This window comes from Jatrophihabitans sp. (genome assembly GCA_036399055.1).
Classification (GTDB): Bacteria; Actinomycetota; Actinomycetes; order Mycobacteriales; family Jatrophihabitantaceae; genus Jatrophihabitans_A.
This window is the reverse complement of the sequence record DASWNX010000040.1, coordinates 167658-181771: the sequence shown is the minus strand read 5'-3', so window position 1 is coordinate 181771 and position 14114 is coordinate 167658. Positions and strand designations below refer to the sequence as shown.

At 69.9% G+C, this 14114-nt stretch carries 11 protein-coding genes; 4 read left to right on the top strand and 7 right to left on the bottom strand.

The window, feature by feature from the left end:
• Positions 1 to 5: 5 nt before the first annotated feature.
• Positions 6 to 704 (top strand): LON peptidase substrate-binding domain-containing protein, encoded by a 699-nt coding sequence (locus VGB75_18665; GenBank protein HEY0169075.1) that lies wholly within the window; start codon positions 6 to 8, stop codon positions 702 to 704.
• An 88-nt stretch (positions 705 to 792) separates the two neighbouring features.
• Here the strand turns inward: VGB75_18665 and VGB75_18660 are convergent, their stop codons facing one another.
• Positions 793 to 1341 (bottom strand): DUF2567 domain-containing protein, encoded by a 549-nt coding sequence (locus VGB75_18660; GenBank protein HEY0169074.1) that lies wholly within the window; start codon positions 1339 to 1341, stop codon positions 793 to 795.
• 199 nt (positions 1342 to 1540) lie between these two features.
• Positions 1541 to 2332 carry an alpha/beta hydrolase gene (locus tag VGB75_18655; GenBank protein HEY0169073.1) on the bottom strand — a complete coding sequence of 264 codons (792 nt, stop codon included), beginning with the start codon at positions 2330 to 2332 and terminating at the stop codon, positions 1541 to 1543.
• Between the two features lie 71 nt (positions 2333 to 2403).
• On the opposite strand from VGB75_18655, the gene VGB75_18650 reads away from it, so the two are divergent.
• Positions 2404 to 3027 (top strand): GyrI-like domain-containing protein, encoded by a 624-nt coding sequence (locus tag VGB75_18650; GenBank protein ID HEY0169072.1) that lies wholly within the window; start codon positions 2404 to 2406, stop codon positions 3025 to 3027.
• A 91-nt stretch (positions 3028 to 3118) separates the two neighbouring features.
• Here VGB75_18650 and VGB75_18645 read toward each other — a convergent pair whose 3' ends face one another.
• Entirely contained in the window at positions 3119 to 3751 is a 633-nt protein-coding gene (locus tag VGB75_18645; GenBank protein ID HEY0169071.1) for a hypothetical protein, read from the bottom strand.
• A 63-nt stretch (positions 3752 to 3814) separates the two neighbouring features.
• The gene (gene dnaE, locus VGB75_18640; GenBank protein ID HEY0169070.1) at positions 3815 to 7414 is read right to left on the bottom strand and encodes a DNA polymerase III subunit alpha; all 3600 of its coding nucleotides are present in this window, start codon (positions 7412 to 7414) and stop codon (positions 3815 to 3817) included.
• A 168-nt stretch (positions 7415 to 7582) separates the two neighbouring features.
• Between dnaE and VGB75_18635 the strand changes: the two genes are divergently transcribed.
• A complete protein-coding gene (locus VGB75_18635) occupies positions 7583 to 7957 on the top strand; it encodes an antibiotic biosynthesis monooxygenase (protein ID HEY0169069.1) in 375 nt (124 codons plus the stop codon).
• A 174-nt stretch (positions 7958 to 8131) separates the two neighbouring features.
• Here VGB75_18635 and VGB75_18630 read toward each other — a convergent pair whose 3' ends face one another.
• From VGB75_18630 to VGB75_18620, 3 genes are all read right to left on the bottom strand, one after another.
• A complete protein-coding gene (locus VGB75_18630; GenBank protein ID HEY0169068.1) occupies positions 8132 to 9061 on the bottom strand; it encodes an RluA family pseudouridine synthase in 930 nt (309 codons plus the stop codon).
• On the bottom strand, positions 9054 to 9749 hold the full coding sequence (gene lspA / locus VGB75_18625) for a signal peptidase II (protein HEY0169067.1): 696 nt from the start codon (positions 9747 to 9749) through the stop codon (positions 9054 to 9056). The genes VGB75_18630 and lspA overlap by 8 nt, the downstream gene beginning before the upstream one ends.
• Before the next feature lie 88 nt (positions 9750 to 9837).
• Positions 9838 to 10431, bottom strand: coding sequence for a TraR/DksA C4-type zinc finger protein (locus VGB75_18620; protein HEY0169066.1), 594 nt, complete (start codon positions 10429 to 10431; stop codon positions 9838 to 9840).
• Positions 10432 to 10926: 495 nt separating this feature from the next.
• Between VGB75_18620 and ileS the strand changes: the two genes are divergently transcribed.
• Positions 10927 to 14067 carry an isoleucine--tRNA ligase gene (gene ileS / locus VGB75_18615; GenBank protein HEY0169065.1) on the top strand — a complete coding sequence of 1047 codons (3141 nt, stop codon included), beginning with the start codon at positions 10927 to 10929 and terminating at the stop codon, positions 14065 to 14067.
• The last annotated feature ends 47 nt before the right edge of the window (positions 14068 to 14114 follow it).

Genomic DNA, 14114 nt, shown 5'->3' with positions numbered 1-14114 from the left:
AGCGGGTGCCTCATCCGACGTCCGGCAAGACCGAGGTGCTGCCGCTGTTCCCGCTGGGAACGGTGCTGACGCCTGGTATGCGGCTGTCGTTGCACGTCTTCGAACCCCGTTACCGCCAGCTCGTCGCCGACCTGCTCAACGCCAAAGGCGCCGGCGCCCCGGAGTTCGGAGTGGTCGCGCTGCGCCAGGGCTGGGAGGTCGGTGACCTCGGCGACGTCTACGACGTCGGCACGTCGGCCCGGGTGACCGATGTGGTGCCGCACGCCGACGGCCGCTGCGATCTGGCCGCGATCGGCGAGCGCCGGTTCGTCATCGAGTCACTGGACACCGGCGCCAAGCCCTACCTGATCGCCTCCGTCCACTGGCTGGCCGAGCCGCCGGGCGCGGTCGGCGCCGGCCTGACCACCTCGGTGCGGCGCGCGCTGGCGCTCCACCTGCGCACCCTGGCAGCGCTCAACCCCGACCTCGGGGACTCCCTCGGCCCGCCGGCGCCCACGATCGACTCCTGGGCGTTGTCCTACGCGGTGGCCCAGCTGCCCTCGCTGCCGCTGCTGGACCGCCAGACGCTGCTGGGCATCGCTGACACCGCGGCCCGGCTGCGGGCCGGCCGGTCGGTGCTGCGCCGGGAGACCGAGCTGATGCGCCAGCTCCGCGCCGTGCCGGTCACCGCGGCGACCTTCCGGCGCGACGCTGGGAACAGTTGAGGGCGGCTTTCGGGGACCAGCTGAGGGCGGCTTTCAGGACCGGCTGAGGGCGGCTCCCGGGACCGACTAAGGGCGGCTCCGGCTGACTTCAGCCACTCTGTAAGTCGGGGTCTCCACTGAGCCCGGCCAGCGCGGTGTAGACCAGCACTGCGAAGAAGGCCTGGACCGCCAGCGCCGGCCAGGAGTGCAGGCTCAGCTCTGGGGCGAACGCGGCATTGAGCTTGCGGGCGGGGCCGGACCCGGACAGCGCCTCGCCGACAGCACAGGCCAGCACCGAGCTCAGCACCCCGGCTCCGGCCAGGGCTGCGAGCACTGCTGGCCCCCGGTGGGCCCGCAGCCGCCAGGCCAACAGCCCGAACACCAGGCCGAGCAGCACCGACAGCAGCACGAACCGGCCGTCGCCGGCGATCTGGGACTCGCTCTCCTGCGGCACCACGAAGGCCGGCTTGCCGTCGGCGCCGGCCACGAGATAGGAGAGGGTCGGCGGCGCCCAGGCGTGCCAGACCAGGCCTACCAGGGCGCCGGCCAGCAGTTGCCCGGCCACCAGCAACGCCAACGGCCGCCAGGACCGGCGGGCGCGGCGGGCGTTGCTGGCGTCGGGCGCGGGCAGGTCGGTGTCGGTGACGGCGTCGGTCATCGGCTCCCCTGATCAGCGGCGGCGCCGCGCTGGCCAGCAGCGGGCAGGTTGGGCGGTCGGCCGGTCAGCGGTGCTTCCGCCGGCCGGACGGCCCGGTGGCCGGGCGCGTCAGGGTTAACGGTAAGCCGACCGTCGGCGAACACCGCACCCGGCGTCGCCAGACCGCCCGCGCGCTGTTGGCTGCGGCCCTCCAAGGCAGTCATGCGAGCGCTGGACGAGCCCGGTCAAGCCAGTCACCGAGAAGCGGGGCGAGCAGCTCCGGCCGCTCGTGGATGAGCGCGTGACCGGCGCCTTCGATCACTGCGAGGGTGGCGTGCGGATAGCGCTCCAGCAGTCCGGTCGCGTCGGCGTACCCGACGGTCGAATCGTGTCGTCCTGCCGCGATCAGCGCCGGCGCAGAGAAGGCGCCTGCGCCGACGTCGACCGTCCATCCCGTGAAGATGCGCCCCAGCGCAGCCTCGTCAACCAGCCCCATGCCCGGCAGGACGTGGTCACGGTAGCGGCGGGCGGTGGTCGGCGTGCGTATGACGAAGTACTCATCGAAGCTCTGGCGTTGCCCAGGTTCGAGTTCGTCGTAGGCGCGGGGCTCGCAACGGACGACCTGGTGGTCGGGAACCGGTCCTGTGCGGTCGGCGACGGGGCATAGCAACGCCAGGCCCAGCACGACGTCCGGCCGCTGGGCCGCCACTCCACGCGCCAGGTAGGCGCCGTAGGAATGCCCAAGCAGCAGCACCGGTCCTGCGCCGAGGTCATCGATGAACGCACCGAGCAGAGTCACGACATCGTCGTTGCAGGTCAGGCCGCTGGCGGTCGAGCGACCCATCCCGGGCAGATCCGGGTAGATCCGCCGGTGTCCCTCGCAGGCAGGGATGGCCTCGATCGCCGCCTCGATCTCGCGGTGATCGACACCGGCGCCGTGGAGTGCGACAAGCGGCACGCCGTCGCCGTGCTCGATGTAATTGATCAGGACCTCGCCGATCCGTCGTTCCATGTCGACACCGTAATGATTGGCCCGACCGCTGGGCTGCGGCGAAGATGCGGGCAACGCCGAAGGAGAACGCCATGCAGACCTATGACATCAAGAAGGAGCGTAAGGACCTCTACGCGCCGAAGCGGGTCGACTTCGAGATTGTCGACGTGCCCGAAATGTGGTTCCTCATGATCGACGGGCACGGCGACCCGAACACCTCAGTGGCCTACCGCGAAGCGGTGGAGGCGCTGTACACGGCCTCCTACGCAGTGCGAGCCGCCGCAAAGACAAGGTGGGGAAGGGTCCACACGGTGGCGCCCCTGGAAGGACTGTGGTCAGCGAAGGATTGGACCGCCTTCCGTGCCCGCGACAAGGACGCCTGGGACTGGACGATGATGATCGCCCAACCCGACTGGATCACCCACGAGCTGTGCGACAAGGCCATCAGCGCCGCCGCGCAGAGGAGACAGTTGCCAGCGCTCGGCTTGATCCGCTTCGAGCGCTGGGCCGAAGGCCGCAGCGCGCAGATCTTGCACGTCGGCTCCTACGACGATGAGGGCGCGACACTAGAGCGCCTGCATGCCGAGTTTCTCCCCGCCCACGGACTAGCGCCACGAGGCCGCCACCACGAGATTTACCTCTCGGATGCCCGCAAAACCGAACCTGCCAAGCTGAAGACGATCCTGCGCCAACCGGTCGTAGAAGGCGGGGCTTGATAGAGGCCTGGACACCTCTCTGACTTGATTGAGCCACTCAGAAAATCGGGGCCTCGCGCATGGGTAAGCAGCGTCAGGCTGGCCTTTCGTCTCAGAACCGTCCGGGCGGCATCTGGCGCAGCAGGATCTGCAGCTCGTCCACCTGGCTGGGCGGCACCACCTTGGTCAGGTCGATCCGGCTCAGCGCGGCCATGGTTCGCACCCGACGCACCGGGCGCAGCAGCCGCCAGGCGATCAGCAGCGGCCCCCAAGGCACGCCGGGCAGGCCGACCCGGCGCAGCTCGCGGCGCAGCCCCTTGCGCGTCCTGGTGACCAGCGCGGCCACCCGGGGCTCCAGCGGCCCTAGCCTGCTCGCGCCGGACAGCCGTCGCGCGAGGGCGTTGAGCAGGCCCCGCACCGCGAAGATCAGCAGGGCGGCCAGGCCCACCAGCACCGCCAGCAACCTCAGATGCCCGAGCCAGCACAGCACGGCGACCAGCAGCACCAGCACGCCGGTCCACTGCACGGCGTTGACGACCGAGCTGCCCAGCGCCCGGGTCAGCAGGTAGCGACGCAGCACCGCCTGGCTGGCCGCCGAGCCAGGCCCGATGTTGCCCACCTCGATGACCGGCCGCTCATCGAACACCGGCCTCTCTTTGGTGACCGGACGCTTCACGAACACCGGACGCTCAGGGTTGCCGCCGGAGGGCGCTAACGGCCGCCCGGGCCGGATCTGCTCGCTCATACCTACTCCAACGATCTCCGGCCCCGGGGAGTTTCCACATGAACCACCCCGCCACGTCCTGCCTCAGCGGCCCGGCGAGCTGCTCACCTGCTGGTCGCTGATCGCGTTGGGCCCCAGCAGCGCCTTGATGTCGCCCATCAAACCCTGCGACGGCGTCACCCGGTAGTCGGGCAATTCGGTCCGCAACCGCTGACCGAACGTCAGCTGGATCTCGACCGGGGTCATGCCCGGGTGCGAGCGCAGGATCTCCTTGAGGTTCTCCACGACCGCCTGCCTGCACTGCTGCTGGTTCATCACCAGCCGCAGCGGGCCGTCCATCCCCTTGGTCAGGTCGGGCAACGTCAGGTTCGAGCCGATGATCCGGATGGTGTCCTCGCGGGCGTCCACCCGGCCGTTGATCACCACGATCGCGTCCTCGGCGATCTGCAGACCGACCTGGGCGTAGGACGCCGGGAAGAACAGCACCTCGACCGAGCCTTCGAGGTCTTCGAGCACCACCTGGGCCCACGCCTTGCCGTCCTTGGTCATCCGCCGGGTGACGCTGGACAGGATGCCGGCCACCGTGACCTTCTCGCCGTCCTTGACGGCCTCGGTCTGCAGCTCGGCGATGCTGACCTCCGCCTCAGACTTGAGGATGTGCTCCACCCCCAGCAGCGGGTGGTCGCTGACGTAGAGGCCGAGCATCTCGCGCTCGAAGTTGAGCAGCACCGACTTGTCCCACTCGCCCTCGGGCACCCGGACTGCGAACATGTCCCCCAGGCCACCGGAGTCGGAGTCGTCGCCGAAGCCGAACAGGTCGAACTGGCCGATCGCCTCGGCGCGCTTGGTGCTCAGCACCGCGTCGATCGAGGCCTCGTACACCTGGATCAGGCCCTTGCGGTGGTGGCCGAGGGAGTCGAAGGCGCCGGCCTTGATCAGCGCCTCGATGGTGCGCTTGTTGCAGGCCACCGCGTCGACCTTGCGCAGGTAGTCGGCGAAGTCGGTGAAGGCGGAGTTGGACTTGCGGCAGGCGGTGATCGAGGTGACCACGTTGCCGCCGACGTTGCGCACCGCCGTCAGGCCGAAGCGGATGTCGGTGCCGGTGGGGGTGAAGTTGGCGTCGGAGGAGTTCACGCACGGCGGCAGCACCTTGATGCCCATCCGGCGGCACTCGGCCAGGTAGACGGCCATCTTGTCCTTGTCGTCCTTGACCGAGGTCAACAGCGCGGCCATGTACTCGGCCGGGTAGTTGGCCTTGAGGTAGGCGGTCCAGTACGACAGCATCCCGTAGGCGGCCGAGTGCGCCTTGTTGAAGGCGTAGTCGGAGAACGGCACCAGGATGTCCCACAGCGTCTTGACCGCGGCCGCGGAGTAGCCGTTGGCCGCCATGCCGGCCGAGAACTTCTCGTACTGGGCGTCCAGCTCGGACTTCTTCTTCTTGCCCATCGCCCGGCGCAGCAGGTCAGCGCCGCCGAGGGTGTAGCCGGCCAGCGACTGGGCGATCGAGATGACCTGCTCCTGGTAGACGATCAGGCCGTAGGTGTCGCTCAGGACCTCGGCCAGCGGCGCCTCCAGCTCGGGGTGGATCGGCACCACCGGCTCACGGCCGTTCTTGCGGTTGGCGTACTTGTTGTGCGAGTCCGCGCCCATCGGCCCCGGCCGGTACAGCGCGATGACCGCCGAGATGTCCTCGAAGTTGTCCGGGCGCATCGAGCGCAGCAGGGCCCGCAGCGGCCCGCCGTCGAGCTGGAAGACCCCCAGCGTGTCGCCCCGGCTGAGCAGCTCGTAGGTCGGCCGGTCATCCAGCGGCAGGTCCTCCAGGACGAAGTCGATGCCCCGGTTGGCCTTGATGTTGTCGACCGCGTCATCGAGGATCGTCAGGTTTCGCAACCCGAGGAAGTCCATCTTGATCAGGCCGAGGCTCTCGCACGACGGGTAGTCGAACTGGGTGATGATGGCGCCGTCGGCCTCGCGGCGCATGATCGGGATGACGTCGATCAGCGGGTCGCTGGACATGATGACGCCGGCGGCGTGCACCCCCCACTGCCGCTTGAGGCCCTCCAGGCCCTTGGCGGTGTCGACCACCCGCTTGACCTCGGGGTCGGCCTCGTACAGCGCTCGGAACTCCCCGCCCTCGCCGTAGCGGTTGTGCGTGGTGTCGAAGATCTTGCCGAGCGGGACGTCCTTGCCCATCACCGGCGGCGGCATCACCTTGGTGATCCGGTCGCCCATGGCGAACGGGTAGCCCAGCACCCGGGCGGCGTCCTTGACTGCCTGCTTGGCCTTGATGGTGCCGTAGGTGACGATCTGGGCGACCCGCTCGTCGCCGTACTTGTCGCTGACGTAGCGGATCACCTCACCGCGCCGGCGCTCGTCGAAGTCCACGTCGAAGTCGGGCATCGAGACCCGGTCGGGGTTGAGGAACCGCTCGAAGATCAGCCCGTGCTGCAGCGGGTCGAGGTCGGTGATGCGCATCGCGTAGGCGACCATGCTGCCGGCGCCCGAGCCGCGGCCGGGGCCCACCCGGATGCCGTTCTCCTTGGCCCAGTTGATGAAGTCGGCGACGACCAGGAAGTAACCCGGAAAACCCATCTGGGTGATGACGCCGACCTCGAAGTCGGCCCGGGCCCGGACGTCGGCCGGGATGCCGTTCGGGTAGCGGACGTGCAGGCCCCGCTCGGTCTCCTTGACGAACCAGGACGTCTCGTCCTCGCCCTCGGGGACCGGGAACCGGGGCATGTAGCTCTTGGACTCGTCGAAGGCGACCTCGCACCGCTCGGCGATCAGCAGGGTGTTGTCGCAGGCCTCGCGCAGCTCGTACTTGTCGGCCCACAGCGAGCGCATCTCGGCCGGCGACTTGAGGTAGAAGTCCTTGGCGTCGAACTTGAACCGGTTCTGGTCCTGCATGGTCTTGCCGGACTGCACGCACAGCAGCACCTCGTGCGCGTCGGCGTCCTCGGCGCGGGTGTAGTGCAGGTCGTTGGTCGCCACCATCGGCAGGCCCAGGTCCTTGCCGAGCCGGAGCAGGCCGTCGCGCACCCGGGTCTCGATGCCCAGGCCGTGGTCCATCAGCTCCAGGAAGAAGTTGTCCTTGCCGAAGATGTCTCTGAACTCGGCGGCGCTGCGCCTGGCGTTGTCGTAGTTGCCGATCCGCAGCCAGGTCTGGATCTCACCCGACGGGCAGCCGGTGGTGGCGATCAGGCCCTGGGCGTAGTCGTTGAGCAGCTCGCGGTCTGCCCGCGGCTTGTAGAAGAAGCCCTCCAGGCTCGACCGGCTGGAGAGCCGGAACAGGTTGTGCATGCCGGTGGTGTTCTCGGCCAGCAGCGTCATGTGGGTGAACGCGCCGGCGCCGGAGACGTCGTCCTCGCCGCCGGCGTTCCAGCGCACCCGGGTGCGGTCGCCGCGATGGGTGTTCGGGGTGAGGTAGGCCTCCATGCCGATGATCGGCTTGACGCCGTGCGCCTTGGCCTTCTTGTAGAAGTCATAGGCGCCGAAGACGTTGCCGTGATCGGTCATGGCCAGCGCCGGCATGCCCATCCGGGCGGTCTCGGCGAACAGGTCGTCGAGCCGGGCGGCGCCGTCGAGCATCGAGTACTCGGTGTGCACGTGCAGGTGGACGAAGGAGTCGGGCTCTCGGGTAACGGTCACAGCGGTGCCCACGTCCTTCGTTCGGGTGGCGCCCATCGATCAGGCTGGCCAGCGGATTCCGATTCTGCACCTCCCGTCCGACAACCCGAAGAACCAGCCACCTGATCGGCGCGCCTTTCAACCTGTTATTGAGAGTCGCTACCGCCAGCCGTCGGAGGCCCGGAAAGTGAGTGGGCGTCAGACGGCTGTGACAGCATGAGGCCCATGTCCATCATCAAGATCAACGCCATCACGGTCGCCGCCGACAGCGGCGACGAACTGGCCAAGCGGTTCGCGGCCCGGGCCGGTGCGGTCGACAATCAGGACGGCTTCGAGGGCTTCGAGCTGCTGCAGCCGACCGACGGCCGGACCACCTGGCTGGTGGTCACCCGCTGGCGCGACGAGGAGGCCTTCAACGCCTGGGCCAGCTCGCCGGCCTTCGGCCAGGGCCACCGCTCCGAGGGCCCGCACGCCCAAGGCGGCGGCGAGTCGGCTGCGGGCGGCGAGTCGGCCGAGCAGCCCAAGAAGCCGGTCGGGGTCAGCAGCGAGCTGTGGTCCTACCAGGTCGCCGGCGGCTCCGCGGGCGGCTCGGACGCCTGACGCGGCCCCCAGCTAAAGCCCGGCAGGCGCGCGGGGCAGCCGATCCGGCCGCCCCGCCGCTTAGGGCGCTCAGCCGCTTTAGGCACTCAGCCGCTTTAGGCGCTCAGCCGCTCAGCCGCTCAGCCGCTTTAGGCGCTCAGCCGCTTTGGGCGCTCAAGCCGCTCAGGGCCGAGCTCAGGACTCGGCGTCCAGGACGTCCAGGGCGTGCTGCAGGTCTGCCGGAAACGGCGACACGACGGTCAGCCGCTCTCCGGTGCCCGGATGCTCGAAGGACAGCGAGCGGGCGTGCAGCCACTGCCTGCTCAGGCCGAGGCGCCGGCTCAGCACCGGGTCGGCGCCGTAGACCATGTCGCCGCAGCACGGGTGGCGCAGCGCGGCCATGTGCACCCGGATCTGGTGGGTGCGCCCGGTCTCCAGGCGCACGTCGAGCAGCGAGGCGGCCCGGTAGGCCTGCACCGTCTCGTAGTGGGTGACGCTGGGCCGGCCGCTGGCCACCACCGCGAACTTCCAGTCCGAGGACGGGTGCCGATCGATCGGGGCGTCCACCGTGCCGCTGCTCGGGTCGGGATGGCCCTGCACCAGAGCGGCGTACAGCTTCTCCACGGTGCGCTCCTTGAACGCCCGCTTGAGCCCGGTGTAGGCCCGCTCGCTCTTGGCGACCGCCATCACCCCGGTGGTGCCGGCGTCCAACCGGTGCACGACGCCCTGCCGCTCGGCCGCGCCCGAGGTCGACAACCGGACCCCCATGGCCGCCAGCCCCTGAGTGACCGTCGGGCCGTCCCAGCCGATGCTCGGATGCGCCGCGACGCCGACCGGCTTGTCGATCACCACCAGGTCGTCGTCGTCATACAGGATGCTCAACCCGTCCACCGCCCGCGGCGGCGCGGCGGCCAGGTCCACCGGCTCGGGAATGCTGATCTCCAGCAAGGACCCGCCGCGGACCTTCTCCGAGCGGGCCGGGCTGCCGCCGTCCAGGGTGACCGCCCCGTCGTCGATCAGGCCGGCAGCCGCCGACCGGGACAACCCGAACAGCCGGGACAGCGCGACGTCCAGGCGCAGGCCGTCCAGGCCGTCGGGGACCGCCAGCATCCGGACGTCAGTCATGCGGCCGGCTCTCGGCGGCCCGGTCCTGCGGCGCCGCCACAGGCTCGTCGGCGGGCTTGTCCACCGGTCGCGCCCGCGGCAGCGTCACCGGCTCGTCGGCGGGCTCGTCCTGCGGTGGCGTCACCGGCTCGTCCTCAGCTCGCCGGCCCCGGCCGGAGCTGAACTCCACACCTCGCAGCGACAGCAGCACGGCCAGCGCGCCACCGGTCATGATCGCCGAGTCGGCCAGGTTGAAGATGGGCCAGACATGACCGTCGTTGGCCAGCACCGAGATCCAGTCCACCACGTGGCCCTTGCCCGGTGACGGCGCCCGGAACAGCCGGTCCGCCAGGTTGCCCATCGCGCCACCCAGCACCAGCCCGAGCGCCAGCGCCCAGCCGGTCGAGGTGAGCCGGCGAGCCGCCCGGATCACCACCGCGATGACGATGAGCGAGATCGCGGTCAGCACCACGGTGGCTCCGGCGGCCAGCGAGAAGGCGGCTCCGCTGTTGCGGGCGTGCACCAGGTAGACCGCGCCCCCGAGCAGCCGCACCCCCGGATCGGTCGGCTCGATAGTGGCCACCACCACGATCTTGCTCACCAGGTCAGCGGACAGCGCGACCAGCGCGGTGAGGAAGAACAGCCAGGTCTTGCGCACCGGGGACCGGCCGGCGAGGTGCGCCGAATCAGCCGATCGAGGGTTGCTCACCTGGCCATTCTCGCGCATCGGGCAGGCAGCGGCGCACCTGGCAGGCTGGCCGGCGCCGCAGCGCCGGGCCGGCAGCCGCTCGCGCAGGTCAGCGCCGCTCGGCCCGCGCCTTGCACTGGGCGTCCAAGGTCGCCATCGGAAGCGCCTTGAGCCGAGCTTTGGGGATGGGCCGGCCGCAGTCCTCGCAGAGGCCGTAGACGCCGGAGTCGATCCGCTCGATGGCGTGCTCGATCTGGGTCAGCAGCAGGCGCCGGTTGGCCGCGATCGACTCCTCCTGCTCGCGTTCGAAGGTCTTGTTGCCGGCGTCTGCCTGGTCGTCTCCGGACCCGTCGGCCTGGTGCTGGCGCAGCTCGTTGAGTTGGATGAGCGACCGGTCGTACTCCAGCCGCAGCTCGGTCAGCTCGTCCTGTAGCCGAGCCCGGATCTCGGCCAGATCCGCGGCGGTCAAGCCCGCGACATCCAGATCGGAGGCCTCCGACGCCGCCTCGCCGCCAGAGTGGGGGACGGCAGGCTCAGCGGCAGCCTTCTTGACCGCCTTCTGGGCGGGCGCCTTCTTGACCGGCGCCTTCTTGACCGGCGACTTCTTGGCGGCAGCCTTCTTGACCGGCGCCTTCTCGGCGGCAGCCGGAATCTCAGCGGCTCGCCGCGGCGCAGCTTTGGCCTCTCCTCGCACGCCTGCCATAGCGGAGCTCCTCTCGCGCGGCGCCGCAGCCGGCGACCGCACCGGTTCCAGCCCGCCAGAATAGGAGCAAGCCGTCAGAGGCGGTAGCGGGCACGCGTGGCATTGCCGACTGAATCCGCGAAACGCCAGCTAGGGCACTGCGGCGCTGCGGCGAGCGGCCGCCATGGCCGCGAGCGCCGGGGAGAATCCGGTTACCCACACCACGTAGACTCAGGTGCAGGCGTTGACGAGGACAAGTAGCGCCGGTGGCAAAGCATGAGCGAGCTGGGGACGGTGCGAGCCCAGTGCCGAGCGCCGGTTGAGTGAAATCACCTCTGAGCTTCGGAAGAGAGCGGGTTCGCCCGCAGGTAGAACCGAGCGGCAGTGCAAGAGCGGGCGTTCCGGCCGGCACCGGGCGTCAAGAGGGGTGGTACCGCGGCAGCCTGCTGTCGTCCCTTCACCGAGTGGCCGGCCTGATCCCAGACCGGCCGGCGTACGGCGAAGGAGAGTTCCGCGATGGTCTATCAGGCCCTGCCCGCTCATGTGGATCTGGCGGCGAACGACCACGAGATGATCGCGCTCTGGCGTGAGCGCAAGACCTTTCAGGCCAGCCTGGAGCAGACCGCCGGCGGGCCGTCCTACGTCTTCTACGAGGGCCCGCCGACCGCCAACGGCACCCCGGGCACCCACCACATCGAGGCTCGCGCCTTCAAAGACCTGTTTCCGCGGTTCAAGACCATGAAGGGCTACTCCGTCCCCCGGATGGGCGGCTGGGACTGTCACGGCCTGCCGGTCGAGCTGGCGGTGGAGAAGGAGCTCGGCTTCACCGGCAAGCCCGACATCGAGCGGTACGGAATCGCCGAGTTCAACGCCCGCTGCCGGGAGTCGGTGCAGCGCAACGTCGACCAGTTCACCGCCATGAGCGAGCGGATGGGCTTCTGGAGCGACTACGACAACGCCTACTGGACGATGAACGCCGACTACATCGAGTCGGTCTGGTGGGCGCTGAAGCGGATCTTCGACCAGGGACTGCTCGTCGAGGATCACCGGGTGGCGCCCTACTGCCCGCGGTGCGGAACCGGCCTGTCCGACCATGAGGTGGCTCAGGGGTATGAGACCGTCACCGACCCGTCGGTCTACGTCCGGTTCCCGCTGACCTCCGGGCCGCTGGCCGGCCAGGCCGACCTGCTGGTCTGGACGACCACGCCCTGGACGCTGGTCTCCAACACCGCCGTGGCGGTCAACCCCGAGGTCACCTACTCCGTCGTGCGCACGCCGGAGGGTCAGACGCTGGTCACCTTCCTCGGCGGCGCGGCCAGCGCGCAGCTGCCGCCGGGCGTCGAGACGATCGCCAGCTACCAGGGCCGGGAGCTGGAGCGCTGGACCTACCGCCGCCCCTTTGACTACGTCCCGATCGGCGAACCGGACAACCCGGCGCACTACGTGGTGCTGGCCGACTACGTCACCACCGACGACGGCTCGGGCCTGGTGCACCAGTCGCCAGCCTTCGGCGCCGAGGACCTCGCGGTCAGCCGCGCGTACGGGCTGCCGGTGGTCAACCCGATCGGCAAGGACGGGCACTTCCTGGCCGAGGTGCCCGAGGTCGGCGGGTTGTTCTTCAAGGACGCCGACGACCAACTGGTCAGGGACCTGGCCCGGCGCGGGCTGCTGTTCAAGCACCTGGCCTTCGAGCACGCCTACCCGCACTGCTGGCGATGCCACACCCCGTTGATGTATTACGCGCTGCCCTCGTTCTACATCCGGACCACCGAGCGCAAGGCCGAGCTGATCGCGCAGAACGAGGCCACCAACTGGTACCCCGACACCATCAAGCACGGCCGCTACGGCGACTGGCTGGAGAACAACATCGACTGGGCGCTCTCGCGCGACCGGTACTGGGGCACTCCGCTGCCGATCTGGCGCAACGACGTCGACCCCGCCCGGCTGGTCTGCGTCGGCTCGCTGGCCGAGCTGTCAGAGCTCACCGGCCAGGATCTGAGCGGGCTGGACCCGCACCGGCCCTTCGTCGACGCCCCGACCTTCACCCTGCCCGGCGTGCCGGGCGTGTTCTCCCGGGTGCCGCAGGTGATCGACGGCTGGTTCGACTCGGGCTCGATGCCGTTCGCGCAGTTCGGCGCGCCGCACCGCAACGCCGAGCTGGCCAAGCGCAATTACCCGGCTGACTTCATCTCCGAGGCGATCGACCAGACCCGGGGCTGGTTCTACACGCTGATGGTGATCGGCACCCTGGTCTTCAACGAGTCCAGCTACCGCAACGTGGTGTGCCTGGGCCACATCCTGGCCGAGGACGGCCGCAAGATGAGCAAGCACCTGGGCAACATCCTCGAGCCCATCCCGCTGATGGACCGGCACGGCGCCGATGCGGTGCGCTGGTTCATGCTGGCTGGCGGCTCACCCTGGGCTGCGCGCCGGGTCGGGCACAAGAACCTGGAGGAGATCGCCTCCAAGGTGCTGCGCACCTACTGGTCGATCGCCTCGTTCCAGTCGCTCTACGCCCGCGCCAACGGGTGGACGCCGGGCCAAGACCTGCCCGCCGGCTCCAGCGAGTCGAATCTGCTGGACAGCTGGGCCCGCAACGAGACCAACCGGGTCGCCGCCGAGGTGGACGCCGCCCTGGAGGCCTATGACCCGGCCCGGGCCGGGCGGGCGTTGGCCGGTCTGATCGACGACCTGTCCAACTGGTACGTCCGGCGCTCGCGCCGGCGGTTCTGGGACGGTGACCCGGCGGCGCTGCAGACCCTGCACGACTGCCTGAACGTGCTGACCCGGCTGCTGGCGCCGTTCGTGCCGTTCGTCACCGAGCGGGTCTGGCAGGCCTTGTTCGCCGAGGTCACCGGCGTCGACTCGGTGCACCTGGCAACCTGGCCGGACACCGACGCCGCGACCGACCCGGCGCTGTCGGCCCAGGTGGCGCTGGTGCGCCGGGTGGTCGAACTCGGCCGCGCCGCGCGGGCCGGGTCGGGGGTCAAGACCCGGCAACCGCTGGCCCGGGCGCTGATCTCGGCCCCCGGCTGGGCCAGCCTGCCCGAGCAGCTGCGCCGAGAGGTCGCAGACGAGCTGAACGTGGTCGAGCTCGCCGAGCTGGCCAGCGCCGAGGACCTGGTCCATGTCACGGTCAAGCCGAACTTCCGCGCGCTGGGCAAGCGGTTCGGCTCGCGGACGAAGGAAGTGGCCGCGGCGATCACCTCGATGGACCCGGCCGAGCTGGTCGGCGCGATCAGGTCGACGGGGTCGGCGCGGCTGCCCTCACTGGACTCCGACGTCACCGCCGAAGAGGTGCTGATCAGCGAGGCGCCGGTCTCGGGCTGGGCGGTGGAGAGCTCGGGCCCGGAGACGGTCGCCCTGGACCTGGAACTCACCGGCGAGCTGCGGCGGCTCGGGCTGCTGCGTGAGGTGATCCGGATCGTGCAGGACGCGCGCAAGAACGCCGGCTTCGACGTCACCGACCGGATCGCGCTGCACTGGACGGTCGGGGGCTCACCTGAGCCGGCCCAGGCCATCCGAGAGCATCTGAGCGAGCTGTCTGGCGAGGTGCTGGCCAGCACAGTGACCGAGGGCGCCCCGGCGCAGCCGGACGGCTCCTTCCAGGCCCGCGACGATGAGCTCGGCCTGCGGCTCTGGCTCCTCAGGGCGTGAGGAGCTTCTGAGGGGGTGAGGGCTCTGGCGCTTGGGAGCGGACCCCG